This window comes from Stenotrophomonas sp. YJH_SMC_127, from assembly GCF_059372445.1.
Map to the genome: position 1 here is coordinate 113,420 of NZ_JCAFVO010000004.1, position 15,378 is coordinate 128,797.

Annotated in this window: 12 protein-coding genes and 1 pseudogene; 3 read left to right on the plus strand and 10 right to left on the minus strand. The window is 67.4% G+C overall.

Features of this window, described 5'->3' with window-relative positions; genetic code table 11:
• Positions 1 to 3: 3 nt before the first annotated feature.
• Complete coding sequence (locus AC5QAB_RS11170) at positions 4 to 930, minus strand: alpha/beta fold hydrolase (protein WP_164077298.1); 927 nt, start codon at positions 928 to 930, stop codon at positions 4 to 6.
• A 203-nt stretch (positions 931 to 1,133) separates the two neighbouring features.
• Between AC5QAB_RS11170 and metF the strand changes: the two genes are divergently transcribed.
• Positions 1,134 to 1,961, plus strand: a complete 828-nt coding sequence (metF, locus tag AC5QAB_RS11175; protein WP_032956691.1) for a methylenetetrahydrofolate reductase [NAD(P)H] — start codon at positions 1,134 to 1,136, stop codon at positions 1,959 to 1,961.
• Positions 1,962 to 2,001: 40 nt separating this feature from the next.
• On the plus strand, positions 2,002 to 2,586 hold the full coding sequence (locus tag AC5QAB_RS11180; protein WP_075076538.1) for a DUF4124 domain-containing protein: 585 nt from the start codon (positions 2,002 to 2,004) through the stop codon (positions 2,584 to 2,586).
• Between the two features lie 103 nt (positions 2,587 to 2,689).
• On the opposite strand, the gene AC5QAB_RS11185 is transcribed toward AC5QAB_RS11180, so the two are convergent.
• The 3 genes from AC5QAB_RS11185 to AC5QAB_RS11195 all read right to left on the minus strand — a co-directional run bounded on the left by AC5QAB_RS11185 (position 2,690) and on the right by AC5QAB_RS11195 (position 7,722).
• Positions 2,690 to 3,643 carry a Nudix family hydrolase gene (locus AC5QAB_RS11185; protein ID WP_049406070.1) on the minus strand — a complete coding sequence of 318 codons (954 nt, stop codon included), beginning with the start codon at positions 3,641 to 3,643 and terminating at the stop codon, positions 2,690 to 2,692.
• Between the two features lie 102 nt (positions 3,644 to 3,745).
• Positions 3,746 to 6,478 (minus strand): preprotein translocase subunit SecA, encoded by a 2,733-nt coding sequence (secA, locus tag AC5QAB_RS11190; protein WP_014645947.1) that lies wholly within the window; start codon positions 6,476 to 6,478, stop codon positions 3,746 to 3,748.
• 287 nt (positions 6,479 to 6,765) lie between these two features.
• Complete coding sequence (locus AC5QAB_RS11195; protein WP_014645946.1) at positions 6,766 to 7,722, minus strand: M23 family metallopeptidase; 957 nt, start codon at positions 7,720 to 7,722, stop codon at positions 6,766 to 6,768.
• A 12-nt stretch (positions 7,723 to 7,734) separates the two neighbouring features.
• On the opposite strand from AC5QAB_RS11195, the gene AC5QAB_RS11200 reads away from it, so the two are divergent.
• Entirely contained in the window at positions 7,735 to 8,184 is a 450-nt protein-coding gene (locus tag AC5QAB_RS11200) for a DciA family protein (protein WP_032956682.1), read from the plus strand.
• 281 nt (positions 8,185 to 8,465) lie between these two features.
• Here the strand turns inward: AC5QAB_RS11200 and lpxC are convergent, their stop codons facing one another.
• From lpxC to murC, 6 genes and pseudogenes are all read right to left on the minus strand, one after another.
• Entirely contained in the window at positions 8,466 to 9,377 is a 912-nt protein-coding gene (lpxC, locus tag AC5QAB_RS11205) for a UDP-3-O-acyl-N-acetylglucosamine deacetylase (RefSeq protein WP_032956680.1), read from the minus strand.
• Positions 9,378 to 9,582: 205 nt separating this feature from the next.
• The gene (gene ftsZ / locus AC5QAB_RS11210) at positions 9,583 to 10,818 is read right to left on the minus strand and encodes a cell division protein FtsZ (protein WP_005415297.1); all 1,236 of its coding nucleotides are present in this window, start codon (positions 10,816 to 10,818) and stop codon (positions 9,583 to 9,585) included.
• A gap of 170 nt (positions 10,819 to 10,988) precedes the next feature.
• Positions 10,989 to 12,224, minus strand: a complete 1,236-nt coding sequence (gene ftsA, locus AC5QAB_RS11215) for a cell division protein FtsA (RefSeq protein WP_005408083.1) — start codon at positions 12,222 to 12,224, stop codon at positions 10,989 to 10,991.
• Positions 12,225 to 12,292: 68 nt separating this feature from the next.
• Positions 12,293 to 12,970: pseudogene (locus AC5QAB_RS11220) on the minus strand (cell division protein FtsQ/DivIB); the annotation flags it as partial.
• Positions 12,967 to 13,929, minus strand: a complete 963-nt coding sequence (locus AC5QAB_RS11225; protein ID WP_014645943.1) for a D-alanine--D-alanine ligase — start codon at positions 13,927 to 13,929, stop codon at positions 12,967 to 12,969. The pseudogene AC5QAB_RS11220 and the gene AC5QAB_RS11225, both read right to left, overlap by 4 nt.
• Positions 13,926 to 15,362 carry a UDP-N-acetylmuramate--L-alanine ligase gene (murC, locus tag AC5QAB_RS11230; protein ID WP_197561952.1) on the minus strand — a complete coding sequence of 479 codons (1,437 nt, stop codon included), beginning with the start codon at positions 15,360 to 15,362 and terminating at the stop codon, positions 13,926 to 13,928. Before murC ends, AC5QAB_RS11225 begins: the two co-directional genes overlap by 4 nt.
• Positions 15,363 to 15,378 lie beyond the last annotated feature (16 nt).

Sequence of the window (15,378 nt, forward strand, 5' to 3'; positions counted from 1 at the left end):
GGGTCAGGGATGCGCGGCGAGGAATCGCTGCACCTGTTCTTGCAACCAGCGCGGATCATCCCACATCAGGAAGTGGAAACCCTGCGCGCTCATCGCGATCTGCACGCCCTGCAGGTTCGCGTACTGGGCCTGGAACACCGCACGCGTGCCGTCCTCGGTGCCGCCCATCGGCTGGTAGCCGGCCCAGCTGCCGAGCACCAGCGTCGGCGCGGTGATCGAAGCGATGCTGTCGCGCAGGTCGGTGGTCATCACCGCATGCATCGCATCGGCCGTGGTCTGGCGGTCGCTGGCTTCGCCCCAGCGGCCCAGCTCGGCCTGGCGCCGCGGATCGCGGGTCATGCCCGGCAGGCCCGCCTTCAACTGCGCCTGCCATTGCACGGCATCGGCGGCCAGCATGCCCTTGCGCAGCTGGTCGGCCATCGGCCGCACGCTGTCAGCGGTGGCACTCGGGTCGCGCGCCGCCGGCAGGAACGGCAGGGCATCGACCACCACCAGTGCGCTGATCGCCTTCGGCTCGGCCTGCGCCATCTGCAGGCCCAGCACGCCACCGAGGCTGTGGCCGACCACCACCACCGGCCCCAGGTGCTGGTCATGCAGGTAGGCCAGCAGCTGCCCGCGCATCGCCGGCAGGAAGCCGGCCGGGCGCGGGTCGGCCGGTGCCGCGCCAGCAAAGCCCGGCAACTGCACCAGGTGGCACTGCACGTCCTTCAGGGCCAGGCAGGTCTCGCGCCAGGCCTCGGCGCTGCTGTTGAGGCCGGGGATCATCAGCAGCGGTCGCCCCATGCCGACCACCTCGACCTGTACCTTGCCAGCGGTCGAGCCGGTGGCGGCATGCGCGGAACCGGAGCCGAGCACGGCCATCGCCATGCCGATCATCGCCAGCCGGGCCAGGGCCTTCATCGCGTACCAGAGTGCCAGGAAGATCTTCATCGTGTGCTCCTTCATCAGGTGGGGGGTGCCGGGATGGGAGCAGCGTGCGCCCGGCTACGGCAGCCAGGTTGCGATTCCGGAGCAACGGCCGCAGACCCGGGCAAACGGTCGCCGGCGGCGGACGGTGCCAGTCCATGCACCCAACTAACATCCATCTTGATGAAGCGATATACTGACCCGCACCCGCCGCTGCCGCCCGTGCCATGACCGCCATCAGCTTCGAGTTCTATCCGCCCAAGACCGACGAACAGCGCAGCCAGCTGGACCGCGCCGCGGCCAGGCTGAAGGACTACGGCCCCGAGTACGTGTCCTGTACCTTCGGCGCCGGTGGCTCGACCCTGAGCTATACCTCCGAGACCGTGCGCCACCTCAACCAGCACCACGGCTTCGAGGCTGCACCGCACCTGTCCTGTGTCGGCGGCACCCGCCAGGAAATCCGCGAACTGCTCAAGCTGTACCGCGCCATCGGCTGCCATCGCCTGGTCGCGCTGCGTGGCGACCTGCCCTCCGGCATGGGCTTCCCCGGTGACATGCGCTACGCCGCCGAGCTGATCGACTTCATCCGCGCCGAACACGGCACCGCCTTCCGCATCGAAGTCGGTGCCTATCCGGAGACCCATCCACAGGCCTCCGATGCACTGGCCGACCTGAAGCACTTCAAGGCCAAGATCGATGCCGGCGCCGACGCGGCGATCACCCAGTATTTCTACAACCCGGATGCGTACTTCCACTTCGTCGATGCCGTGCGCCGGCTCGGCGTGCAGGTGCCGATCACGCCCGGCATCATGCCGATCGCCAACTTCAGCCAGCTGCGCCGCTTCTCCGAGCAATGCGGTGCGGAGATCCCGCGCTGGATCAGCCGCAAGATGCAGGCCTATGGCGATGACGCCGAATCGGTGCGGGCGTTCGGTACCGAAGTGGTGGCCAAACTGTGCCAGCGCCTGATCGAGGGCGGCGCGCCGGGCCTGCACTTCTACACCTTGAACCTGGCCAAGCCGACCACGTCGGTGTTGAAGCTGCTGCACGGCTGAAAGCACGCCATGCCACCGCGATCGGCGCTACCCTGCGCCGATGAACCGGTTTTCCTTCCTGCTGTTGCTGCTGTCGTTGTGTTCGGTATCGAGCATTGTCCATGCGCAGTCCCCGCGCTTGAACCGCTGCACCGATGCGCAGGGGCAGAGCGTGTATACCGACCGCCCCTGCGACAGCGTTGGCGCCCGGTCGCGATTGCCACCGCCCGCGCCCACCGGCAGCACCCTGCCACGCGACACCCTGGGTGCGCGCTGCCCACGACGCCTGAGCGAGCTGGTGGACGCACTGCGCACCGGCATCGTCAGCAACGATGTGAACCGGCTGTCCTCGCTGTACCTGTGGGGTGCGGTCTCCGATGCCGGCGCGCAGCGCATCCTCGGCCAGTTGGAATCCTTGGCACGGCGGCCACTGGTGGACGTGGTGCCGGTGTATCCGCCACAGGGGCTGGCGTCCTCGCAGGAAGAGGGTCAGAGCCCTGCGGCGCAGGAATCCGACCCTGAGCCGCCAGCGCCACGGCATCCGGTCGGCCTGCGCCTGGAGCAGACGCTGCCCGGCAGCGCGTCGCGAGCGTCCACGGTGCTGGGATTGCGGCGGCAATACGGATGCTTCTGGATCACGTTGTGATCGGGAGGGGTCGGATCCCTTCCCAGCGAAAAGGGCTCCGACCCCGGATTGCCGCGATGGGGTCAGAGCCCTGCTGCGCAGGGATCTGACCCTGCATGCCGGCTCACGCCGGCCACAGCCCACGAATCGCAGCGATGCCCTGCCCGCCATGCCGACGCGCTTCGGCGATATGGCCGGCGGCCATGCCGCCCAACGCGTAGATCGGGAGCGATACCTGCGCGCGCAGCGCAGCGAAGGCCTCCCAGCCCAGCGGCACTGCCCCGGGATGGCTGGCCGTGGCCTGCACCGGGCCGAGCACCGCGAAGTCGCAGCCCAACTGCTGCGCCGCCTGCAGCTGCTCCAGGTCGTGGCAGGACGCGGCGACCAGCTGTCCTTCCGGCAAGGGCCGCTCCTGCAGGGCCAGCAACTGCTCGCTGCCCAGGTGCACGCCCACGCCCAGTGTGCGGGCCAACGCGACATCGCGGTTGAGCAGCCACTGCACGCCGCGACGATGCGCGCGCACGGCCTGTTCGATCATCGCCTGCCGTTGCGGATGCTCCGGCGGCAGGCGCAGCTGGATGCGCTGCTGGCCCGCCGCCACTGCCTGCTGCAGCCGTTCATGCCAGTGCTGCACGCCGCCGGCATCTTCGGCCGGCGCCGGCGTGATGAGGTAGCGATCCGGTTGGCGCAGTGCGGCCACCACCGGCAGGTCGGCCGGCGGCATGGAATAGCGGCCCAGCTTGTCCTGCGCCACCCAGGTGATCGCCTGGCCCTCGCGCCCGCGCGGTGTGCCCTTCCAGCTGCGCACGTGGCGCACTTCCAGGGTCAGGTGCTTGTCCGGATAGCGCTGCGGCACATCCATCAGCCAGGGCCCGACATCGGCCTCGATGCCCAGCTCTTCGCGCAGTTCACGCACCAGCGCCTGTTCGGAGGTCTCGCCGGATTCGCGCTTGCCGCCGGGGAACTCCCACAGGCCAGCCATGTCGCGGTTCTCGGTACGGCGGTTGAGCAGCACGCGGCCACGGGCGTCGGTGATGACGGCGGCCACGACATGGATCGATCGGGTGGGAGAAACCATGGGGCCAGCATGCCCAGAACAGGGCGGCCAGCGCAATCACGAATCCGCGCCGGATCGCCCGCGCCAAAGCAGAAGGCCCCGCTTGCGCGGGGCCTTCCGGGGTCAGCTCAGCTGGCCGTGGCAGTGCTTGTACTTCTTGCCACTGCCGCACGGGCACGGATCATTGCGGCCGATCTTCGGCTCGTCGCGCTGCAGCGTGGCCACGCCCTGCTGGGCGGCTTCGACCTGCGCGGCTTCCTCGTCGGCGCTGTAACCGCCGGCATCCTGGTGCTGGAACTGCGACTGGCTCAGGCGCGCCTGCGCCTGCTGGCGCTCGGCCGCTTCCAGCGCCTGCACTTCCTCGTCGCTGCGGATGCGCACGCGGGCCAGCAGGGTCACCACTTCGCGCTTGACGTTCTCCAGCATGTCCGAGAACAGCTCGAAGGCTTCCTTCTTGTATTCCTGCTTCGGCTGCTTCTGCGCGTAACCACGCAGGTAGATGCCCTGGCGCAGGTAATCCATGCGCGCCAGGTGCTCCTTCCAGCTCTGGTCCAGCACGGTCAGCATCACGTGCTTCTCCAGCGCGCGCATGGTTTCTTCGCCCAGGCCGGCTTCCTTCTCGGCGAAGTGCTGGTTGACGCGCTCCTGGACCTTGGTGGCGATGGCCTCGGCGTCCAGCTCTTCGTGTTCCTTGACCAGGTCGGTCAGCGACATCTGCAGGCCGAAGTCCGACTCCAGGGTCGCTTCCAGGCCGCGCAGGTCCCACTGCTCGTCGATCGAGTTCGGCGGCACGAAGCGCGCCACGATGTCGAAGATCACGTCGTCGCGGATGCCATCGACATTCGCCTTCACCGACTCGGCATCCAGCAGCTCGTCGCGCTGGGCGTAGATCACCTTGCGCTGGTCGTTGTTGACGTCGTCGAAGTCCAGCAGGTTCTTGCGGATGTCGAAGTTGTGGGCCTCGACCTTGCGCTGCGCCTTTTCGATCTGGCGGCTGACCAGGCGGTCCTCGATGACGTCGTCTTCCTTCATGCCCATCATGCGCATGGCCTTCTGCACCCAGTCGGAGGCGAAGATGCGCATCAGGTTGTCTTCCAGCGACAGGTAGAAGCGGGACGAACCCGGGTCACCCTGGCGGCCCGAACGGCCGCGCAGCTGGTTGTCGATACGACGCGATTCGTGGCGCTCGGTGCCGACGATGTGCAGGCCGCCCGCCGCCTTCACTGCCTCGTGGCGCTTCTGCCATTCGGCCTTGACCGCTGCCTTCTGCTCGTCGGTCGCGTCCTCGCCCAGGGCGTGGATCTCGGCTTCCAGCGAACCGCCCAGCACGATGTCGGTACCGCGGCCGGCCATGTTGGTGGCGATGGTCACTGCGCCCGGGCGGCCAGCGTTGGCGACGATGGTCGCTTCGCGGTCATGCTGCTTGGCGTTGAGCACTTCGTGCTTCACGCCGGCCTTGCTCAGGTGCTCGGACAGCATTTCCGAGGTTTCGATCGAGGTGGTACCCACCAGCACCGGCTGGCCGCGCTTGGCGCACTCTTCGATGTCGGCCAGCACCGCATTGAACTTGCCCTTGCGGTTGAGGAACACCTGGTCCGGGCTGTCCTTGCGGATGGTCGGGCGGTTGGTCGGGATCACCACCACTTCCAGGCCGTAGATGCTCTGGAACTCGAATGCTTCAGTGTCGGCCGTACCGGTCATGCCGGACAGCTTCTTGTACATGCGGAACAGGTTCTGGAAGGTGATGCTGGCCAGCGTCTGGTTTTCGCGCTGGACCGGCACGCCTTCCTTCGCTTCCACCGCCTGGTGCAGGCCGTCGGACCAGCGGCGGCCGGCCAGGGTACGGCCGGTGAACTCATCGACGATGACCACTTCGCCGTCGCGCACGATGTAGTCCACGTCACGCTGGTAGATCGCGTGCGCGCGCAGGGCGGCGTTGAGGTGGTGGACCACGGTCAGGTTCTGCGCCGCGTACAGGCCTTCGGTCTCGCCGTCGAGGATGCCGGCTTCAACCAGCAGCTGCTCGGCGTGCTCCATGCCCGCTTCGGACAGGTGCACCTGCTTGCCCTTCTCGTCGACCCAGAAATCGCCCTCGCCGTCTTCCGCTTCCTGCTTGACCAGGTGCGGCACGACGCGGTTGACGCGGATGTACAGCTCCGGGGAATCATCGGCCGGACCGGAGATGATCAGCGGGGTACGCGCTTCGTCGATCAGGATGGAGTCGACTTCGTCGACGATGGCGTAGTGCAGGCCGCGCTGGTAACGGTCGGCCTTGGACAGCGCCATGTTGTCGCGCAGGTAGTCGAAGCCGAATTCGTTGTTGGTGCCGTAGGTGATGTCGGCCGCGTAGGCTTCGCGCTTGTCGCTGTGCGGCATGCCCGGGTACACCACGCCCACGCTCAGGCCCAGCCAGTTGTACAGCTTGCCCATCTGCGCGGCGTCGCGGCGGGCCAGGTAGTCGTTCACGGTGACCACGTGCACGCCCTTGCCTTCCAGCGCGTTGAGGTACACCGGCAGGGTCGCCACGAGGGTCTTGCCTTCACCGGTGCGCATTTCTGCGATCTTGCCCAGGTGAAGCACCATGCCGCCGATCAGCTGCACGTCGTAGTGGCGCATGCCCAGCACGCGGCGGCCGGCTTCGCGGCAGACCGCGAACGCTTCCGGCAGCACCTTGTCCAGGGCTTCACCGCCGGCGATGCGCTGCTTGAACTCCGGCGTCTTGGCCTGAAGCTGCTCGTCGGAAAGCTTCTCGATCTCCGGCTCCAGCGCATTGATCTTGGCGACGATGCGGTTGAGCTGGCGCAGCTGTCGTTCGTTACGACTGCCAAATACGCGGGTAAGCAGGCTGTTGATCATTGAAGGAACCGGGTTGGATGGACACGACGCCCGGCCTCCCCCTTGGGATCCGTCCGCCGCAAACGAAACAGGGCGCCTGGCGCCCTGTCGATGGCAACACCCATTGTAGCTTGGGACGGGCGGCTGAGGTTTCAAGCGCCAATCCGGTCGCAATCGCCCCGGATTCGGCAAAGAAACACGGATGCGGGGTCGGACCCCTTTCGCCATGGCGAAAGGGCTCTGACCCCAGCCCTCAACCGAATCGGGTCAGAGCCCTTCCGCGGCGCGGAAGGAATCCGACCCGGGCATCAGCCGCGGCTGACGCGGCCGACCGGCGTGTTGCCGCCGTCGCCGAGGAACTTGCGCGGGTTGACCACGTTGCCGTTCTCCCACACCTCGAAGTGCACGTGGGCACCGGTCGAACGGCCGGTGGAACCGGCCTTGGCCACTTCCTGGCCGGCGCGGACCAGGTCACCGGCCTTCACCACCAGGCGCGAATTGTGCGCGTAGCGGGTGACATAGCCGTTACCGTGGTCGACATCGACGACGTTGCCATAGCCGCCCTTCACACCGGCGAAGCTGACCACGCCTTCGGCCACGGCCATCACCGGGTCACCGACCTTGGCGTGGAAGTCCATGCCCTTGTGGGTGGCGGCGCCGCGGCCGAACGGGTCGGCACGGGTGCCGAAGCCGGAGGTCACGTAGCTGTTGCGGATCGGCATGCGCGACGGCACGGCGTTCTGCTGCAGCTGGTGGTCGAACATCAGCGATTCCATCACCGACAACTGGCGGCCTGAAGCAGCAAAGCGCTGCTCCAGCACCTGTAAGTCGGCGTTGACGTCCTTGACCGGGATGTCGCTGGTCGGGCCGCCGGCGTCGCCATCACCGAGGCCGGGGGTCTCGTTGAAGTCGAATTCGCCATCTTCCAGCTTGCCCATCTGGGTCAGCCGTTCGCCGAGGGCGTTCAGGCGGGTGGCCTGCGCCTGCAGCTCGCCGAGGCGGGCAGCCAGCGCGTTGACCTGGGTCTGCGCATCGCGCTTGACCTTGGCCAGCTCCGCATCCTGGCGCTCGACCTTGGCCTGCAGGCGCGAATCATTCAGCGCACTGGCGCCAATGCCGCCGGCAAGGCCGATAATGCAGCCTACCCCGAGCACGCTGCCCAGCAGGGCGCGGGGGCGGTCCTCGAAATAGAACCGCAAACGCGTGATCGGCGACGCCTTGGCCTGTCCTTCACGCGTTTTGATTACGATCTTTTTGAATGCCATCAGTGAGTTTTCATGTCTGAGCCGAAATCCAGCGTTCGCCCCGCGTCAGTGCCGAAACCGGCGCTGGATGCGGTAATGGCGGACAAAAGCGGGAACCCGCTGCGTCGGGCCTTGTGGCTCGACGCGCTGGACCGGCAGTTGCGCCCCCAGTTGCCGCCACCTCTGCGCAGCCGCTGCCGGCTGGCCAATGTGGACGGGGAACACCTCGTTTTTCTCGTCGAGTCCCCGGTCTGGCATGCCAAGTTGCGGCTTGCCGAAGCCCAGTTGCTCGACGCGGCCCGTTCCATCGGGCTGAAGGCCACCAGGGTGACCATCAAGACTGCGTCCACCACTCCCTCACGCTCCCCAGCGATCGACAACCGGAATGGCCCCCACGCAGTTTCAGCCGCCACGCACAAAGGGCTACGCGACGCCTTGGCTTGCCTGCAGGACGTTCCCTCGAAGCCGAAGAAGCGGTCCTGATGGCAACGGAGCATCCGGCTCCGCTCCCCGTCGCGCGTGTCACCACGGCGTGAAACATTTCGGGGGCCGGGTCGCATCCTAGCGGCCAACCGGGGGCCTGTCGTTAGATTGAAGTTAAAACTTCGTTAAATTCAGGCTTCCGATCCAACAGGTTCACAAAACCGTGACCTTGAACCGGCCTTGACGCCTTTCAAGCACGCTGAATGCGTCGCCAGCGCCGGAAACAACGACGCCGCCCTGGAAGGCGGCGTTTTTATCTTGAAATTCAACGATCTATGGAATCAGGCGTAGGCCGGGGTGGCATATTCCACCGGATCCGGGCTGGTCGGCGAGTCGAAGCTGACCCATTCCCAGGCGCTGGCGTCGGCCATCAGGGCCCGCACCAGCTTGTTGTTGAGCGCGTGGCCGGACTTGAAGCCCTCGTAGGCGCCCAGCACCTGGCCACCGGCCAGGTAGAGGTCGCCAATGGCGTCAAGGATCTTGTGGCGCACGAATTCGTCGGCGTAGCGCAGGCCGTCTTCGTTGAGCACGCGGAACTCGTCCAGCACGATGGCGTTGTCCATCGAACCGCCCAGGCCCAGGTTGCGCTCGCGCATGTATTCCAGGTCGCGCATGAAACCGAAGGTGCGCGCGCGGGAGATTTCCTTGGTGTAGGCCAGCGTCGAGAACTCGATTTCCTGCCGCGACTGCTTGGCCGGGATCATCGGGTGGTCGAACTGGATGGTGAAGCCCAGCTTGTAGCCCTCGTACGGGGTGAAACGGGCCACCTTGTCGCCCTCGGTCACCTCCACGGTCTTGAGCACGCGGATGAAGCGCTTGGGCGCATCCTGTTCGACGATGCCCGCCGACTGCAGCAGGAACACGAACGGGCCGGCCGAACCGTCCATGATCGGCAGCTCGGCCGAGGACAGTTCGACGATGATGTTGTCGACACCCAGGCCGGCCAGCGCCGACATCAGGTGTTCGACGGTCTGGATCTTTGCGTCGTTGCAGGTCAGGCCGGTGCACAGGGTCACTTCGGTGACCAGTTCGGCCTTGGCCGGCACCTCCACCACCGGGTCCAGGTCCACGCGGCGGAACACGATGCCATGGTTGACCGGTGCCGGGCGCAGGGTCATGTAGACCTTGTCACCACTGTGCAGGCCAACGCCGGTGGCGCGGATCGTGTTCTTGAGGGTGCGTTGCTGGATCATGGGGGATGGACCGGAAGTGACACATTAGATTAACACGCGCACTCCCCTACCCCGGCTGAAACGCCAGTTGCAGCCACCGGCAGGATCCACCGGCACGCCGCTGGAAAGCGCGTGAAGCAGGGCGGCCGGGCCCATCCTGGCCCGGCGCCCGCGTTTTCAGGACATGGTGGCGCAACCCGGGGAGGACAACCCCGGGCCGCCCCGCTTAGTCCGCCTGGCGGCGCAGGAACGCCGGGATGTCCAGGTAATCGTTCGGCAGTTCCGCCGCCGCCGGGGCCGAAGCGGCCGGGGCCGAAGGGGCGGAGGCCGCTGCGGTATCGCTGCTGGCGCGACGCAGGCCCAGGCCCATGCCACCCACCGCCTTGGAGACGGCATCGCCGCCGTTGTCGAACTCGCCGAACTCCGGCTGGCCGGTGGTGGCGTTGCGGACCAGCTTGATCGGCGCACGCTCGCCCGGACGCTGGGTCTTGCTGGCCGAGACGCGGTTCAGGCCGGTGGCCACCACGGTCACGCGCACTTCGTCCTGCATGTCCGGATCGAGCACGGTGCCGACCACCACGGTGGCATCTTCGGAAGCGAAGCCATCGATGGTGCGGCCGATCTCGTCGAACTCGGCCATGGTGAAATCGGCGCCGGCGGTGATGTTGACCAGGATGCCGTTGGCACCAGCCAGGTTCACATCGTCCAGCAGCGGGTTCTGGATCGCCGATTCGGCAGCGGCCTGGGCGCGGTCATCGCCACGGGCGGTGCCGGTACCCATCATCGCCAGGCCCATTTCGGACATGACGGTGCGCACGTCGGCGAAGTCGACGTTGATCAGGCCCGGACGCACGATCAGGTCGGCGATGCCCTGCACGGCGCCCTGCAGCACGTCGTTGGCAGCGCGGAAGGCCTGGATCATGGTCGCGTTGCGACCCAGCACGGTGATCAGCTTCTCGTTCGGGATGGTGATCAGCGAGTCGCAGTGCTGGCTCAGTTCCTCGATGCCCTTCAGCGCCACCTGCATGCGGCGACGGCCTTCGAACGGGAACGGCTTGGTGACCACGGCCACGGTCAGGATGCCCATTTCCTTGGCCAGCTGTGCCACCACCGGCGCAGCGCCGGTACCGGTGCCGCCGCCCATGCCGGCGGTGATGAACACCATGTCGGCGCCCTGCAGCGCGTCCATGATGCGCTCACGGTCTTCCAGCGCGGCCTGGCGGCCGACTTCCGGGTTCGCGCCTGCGCCCAGGCCCTTGGTCACGTTGGTACCCAGCTGCAGCTGCAGCTTGGCACCACAATTCTTGATGGCCTGCGAGTCGGTGTTGGCAGTGATGAATTCCACGCCATCCACTGCCGAGTTGACCATGTGCGCCACGGCATTGCCGCCGCCGCCGCCCACGCCAACCACCTTGATCACCGCATTGGGTGCCATCTTTTCGATCAGTTCAAAATGCGCCATGTCCGTGTCCTCGTTGTATCCGCTTTGGCTGGCATGGGCATTCGGGCGTCCTGCCGTCCTGCTGCATGCCGACGTTGCGGCTGTGTGGGTTGTGTGTAGCCGGTACTGCGTTGTGATGCGGGTACTGCGGGTGTTGCGCCCGGGCGAGGCCCGGGTTTACGGGTTCCGCGTCAGAACTCGCCGCGGAACCAGGTCTTGAGTTTCTTGAACATGCTTCCGGCGCGCCCGGTGGGCAGCGACGGCCGCCGCGGGTGCTCGATCTGGCTACCCATCAGCAGCAGGCCCACGCCGGTGGCGTGTACCGGGTTGCCGACCACTTCGCCCAGGCCGGTGACGTGCTGCGGGATACCCACGCGCACCGGCATCTGCAGCATTTCCTCGGCCAGTTCGACCACGCCTTCCATCTTCGACGCGCCACCGGTCAGCACCATGCCGGCGCGCACCAGCTCCTCGAAGCCGGAGCGGCGCAGTTCGGCCTGCACCATCTCGAAGATTTCCTCGTAGCGGCCCTGCACGGCCTGCGCCAGCGAATGGCGCGGCATGCGGCGCGGCGGGCGGTCGCCCACCGACGGCACCTGGATGCTCTCCTCGGCCGTGGCCAGCTGGGCCAGGGCGCAGGCATAGCGCACCTTGATCTGCTCGGCTTCCGGGGTCGGCGTGCGCAGCATGTGCGCGATGTCGTTGGTCACGTGGTCGCCGGCGATCGGCAGCGAGGCGGTGTGGCAGATCGCACCCTGCACGAACACCGCGATGTCGGTGGTGCCGGCGCCCATGTCGACCAGCACCACGCCCAGCTCGCGCTCGTCGGCGGTCAGCACTGCCACGCTGGAGGCCAGCGAGGACAGCACCAGGTCGTCCACCTGCAGGCCGCAGCGCTGCACGCACTTGCTGATGTTGGCCGCCGCCGACTGCGCGCACACCACCAGGTGCGCATGCACTTCCAGGCGCACGCCGGTCATGCCGACCGGGTTGCGGATGCCTTCCTGCGAATCGTCCAGCACGTACTCGCGCGGGATCGCGTGGAGGATCTTCTGGTCGGCCGGGATCGCCACCGCCTTGGCCGCGTCGAGCACGCGATCCAGGTCGCCCCAGGTCACTTCACCGTCGCGGATCGGCACGATGCCCGGCGAGTTCTTGCACTGCACGTGGTTGCCGGAAATCGAGGCGTACACCGAACGGATCTCGCAGCCGGCCATCAGCTCGGCTTCTTCCACCGCGCGCTGGATCGACTGCACGGTCGATTCGATGTCCACCACCACGCCGCGCTTCAGCCCGCGCGATTCGTGCGAGCCGATGCCGATCACTTCGATCGGGTTGCCCGGCGAATACTCGCCCACCAGCGCCACCACCTTGGAGGTGCCGATGTCCAGGCCAACGATCAGCGATTTGTCACCCTTGCGATTCATGTCCTTTCCTGCGTGCTTCTGGCCGGGGTCGCCGGCGTTTTCGCCGGCGTGGCCGGGGTACCCCAGCTCAGCGTGAAACCATTGGTGTAACGGAGGTCGGCGCGCTCGATCGGCGCGTCCTGACGGTTGAGCTGCGGCAGTACCTTGACGAAGCGCTGCATGCGCGAGCGCGCGTCGTCGCGGCCGACCACCACTTCGGTGCCGTTGCTCAGCACCAGCGACCAGCTGCCGCGTGCGTCCATCGTCACCCGGCGCACATCGACGCCGGCCGGTGCGAACAATGCACGCGAGTCGCTGTACAGCTTCATCACTTCCGCGGTCTGGCTGTCCGGGCCATCCAGCTCCGGCAGCGCCAGGTCGGACAGCTTCTTCGGCGTGGGGAACAGCTTGCCCTGCTCGGACACCAGGCGGTCGGTACCCCAGCGGGCGAACGGCTTGTGCTCGACCAGGGTCACTTCCAGCACGTCCGGCCACTGCTTGCGGACCTGCGCGCTTTCCACCCACGGCAGCTTCTCCAGGGCGTCCTGCGCGTCCTGCAGCTTGACCGCGAAGAAACCGGCGCGCGCATACGGCAGCAGCACCTGCTGCAGCTGTTCGGCCGGCACCCGCTTGAACTCACCATGCACGCGCAGCTTCGCCAGTGGCCAGCGCTCGGCGCCGACCCAGCCATTGACCACGGCCACCACCGGCAGTGCAACCACCGACAGCGCCAACAGCCAGACGAAGATGCGCAGCACCGCGTTCATGCGTGCGAGGCCTCCAGGGTCTGTTCCAGCACGCGCCACACCAGTTCCTCGAAACCGATGCCGGCCTGGCGGGCCGCCTTGGGCACCAGCGAATGGCTGGTCATGCCCGGCGCGGTGTTCACTTCCAGCAGGAAGAAACGGCCGCTGTCGCGATCGCGCATCACGTCCACGCGGCCCCAGCCACGGCACCCGGCGGCACGGAACGCGGCCAGCGCGATGCGCCGGATGTCCTCTTCGTCGCCACCGTCCAGGCCCGGGCACAGGTACTGGGTGTCCTCGGCGATGTACTTGGCGTTGTAGTCGTACCACTGGCCCTTGGGCACGATGCGGATCGACGGCAGTGCGACGTCGCCAAGGATGGCCACGGTCAATTCGTCGCCGACCACCATCTGCTCCATCAGCAGCTGGCCGTCGTAGCGCGCGGCCAGGGCCACCGCTTCATCCAGCCCGGCGTCATCGGTGACCCGGCTGATGCCCACGCTGGAGCCTTCGTTGGCCGGCTTCACCACCACCGGCAGGCCGAGTTCGGCGGCATTGGCGTGCACGTCCTCGGCAGTGACCTTGCGGTACTGCGGGGTCGGCAGGCCCAGCGACAGCCACACCTGCTTGGTGCGGATCTTGTCCATGCTCAGCGCCGAACCCAGCACGTTCGAGCCGGTGTACGGCACGCCGAAGGCGTCCATCAGGCCCTGCACGATGCCGTCCTCGCCGCCACCGTTGTGGCCGTGCAGGATGTTGAAGACGCGATCGATGCCACCGGCGGCGAGCGCGCTGGCGAGCGCCGGAATGCCGTCCACCGCGAACGCATCGACGCCACGCGACTGCAGGGCTTCGAGCACGTTGCGGCCCGAATCCAGCGACACCTCGCGTTCGCTGGAACTGCCGCCCAGCAGCACGGCGACGCGGCCGAACTCGGCCGGGTCGGTCACGCGCAGCGGCGGGAAGGTCAGCGTGCTCACGCCTGGCCCTCCCCCTTGAAACCTTCCACCGCGATATGGGTGGCCACGGCACCGATGTCGCCGGCGCCCATCATCAGCAGCAGGTCACCGTCCTGCAGCACGTCCGGCAGCACGCTGGCCAGCTCGGCGGCCTTGCCCACCACCACCGGCTCACTGCGGCCACGCGCGCGGATGGCACGGGCCAGCGCGTGCGAGTCGGCGCCGGCAATCGGTTCTTCACCGGCCGGGTAGACCTCGCTCAGCACCAGCGCATCAACGCTCGACAGCACGGCGGCGAACTTGTCGAACTGGTCGCGGGTACGGCTGTAGCGGTGCGGCTGGAAGGCCACCACCAGGCGCTTGTCGGCCCAGCCACCACGAGCGGCGGCGAACACTGCCTCCAGCTCGCTCGGGTGATGGCCATAGTCGTCGATGATGCGGACCTTGGCGCCACTGGCGGTGGTCACCTCGCCCAGATCGTTGAAGCGACGGCCGACACCGGCGAAGCCCTCCAGCGCGCGTGCGATCGCGTCCGGGGCCACGCCCAGCTGCCAGCCCACCGCAGCGGCGGCCAGCGCGTTGAGCACGTTGTGCCTGCCCGGCAGCGCCAGCACCACTTCCTGGCTGGTGCCCTGCGGCAGGCGCAGGGTGAAGCGCATGCGCGCCCCTTCCTGCACCACGTTCTCGGCGCGCACGTCGGCCTGCGGGCTCATGCCGTAGCTCATCACGTGGCGCGGGGTCCTGGCGGCCAGCGCGGCGACTTCCGGATCATCGATGCACAGTACCGCCAGGCCGTAGAACGGCAGGCGCTGCAGGAACTCGGCAAACGCCGCCTGCACGCGGGCGAAATCGTTGCCGTAGTTTTCCAGGTGGTCGGCATCGATGTTCGTGATGATCGACATCAGCGGGTTCAGGCGCAGGAAGCTGCCATCGCTTTCATCGGCCTCGGCCACCAGCCACTGCCCGCCACCCAGCTTGGCGTTGGCACCGGCGGCCAGCAGCTGGCCACCGATCACGAACGTCGGGTCCAGGCCACCTTCGCTCAGCACCGCAGCGGTCAGGCTGGTGGTGGTGGTCTTGCCATGGGTACCGGCCACGGCGATGCCGCGGCGGAAGCGCATCAGCTCGGCCAGCATCGCCGCACGCGGCATGATCGGAATGCGCTGGCTGCGTGCTTCCATCAGTTCCGGGTTGTCTTCGCGGATGGCACTGGAGACCACCACGCAGTCGGTGCCCAGCACGTTGGCCGCGGAGTGGCCGCGCATGATGCGCGCCCCCAGGCTGGCCAGGCGGCGGGTCGCCACGTTGTCGGCGTTGTCCGAGCCGGACACTTCATAGCCCAGCGTCAGCATCACTTCGGCGATACCGCTCATGCCGGTGCCGCCGATGCCGACGAAATGCACGCGCGGGAACGCGCGCACCAGGTCGTTGGTGTCGTGCAGGCGGCGGATCATGCGCGGCCTCGCGCAG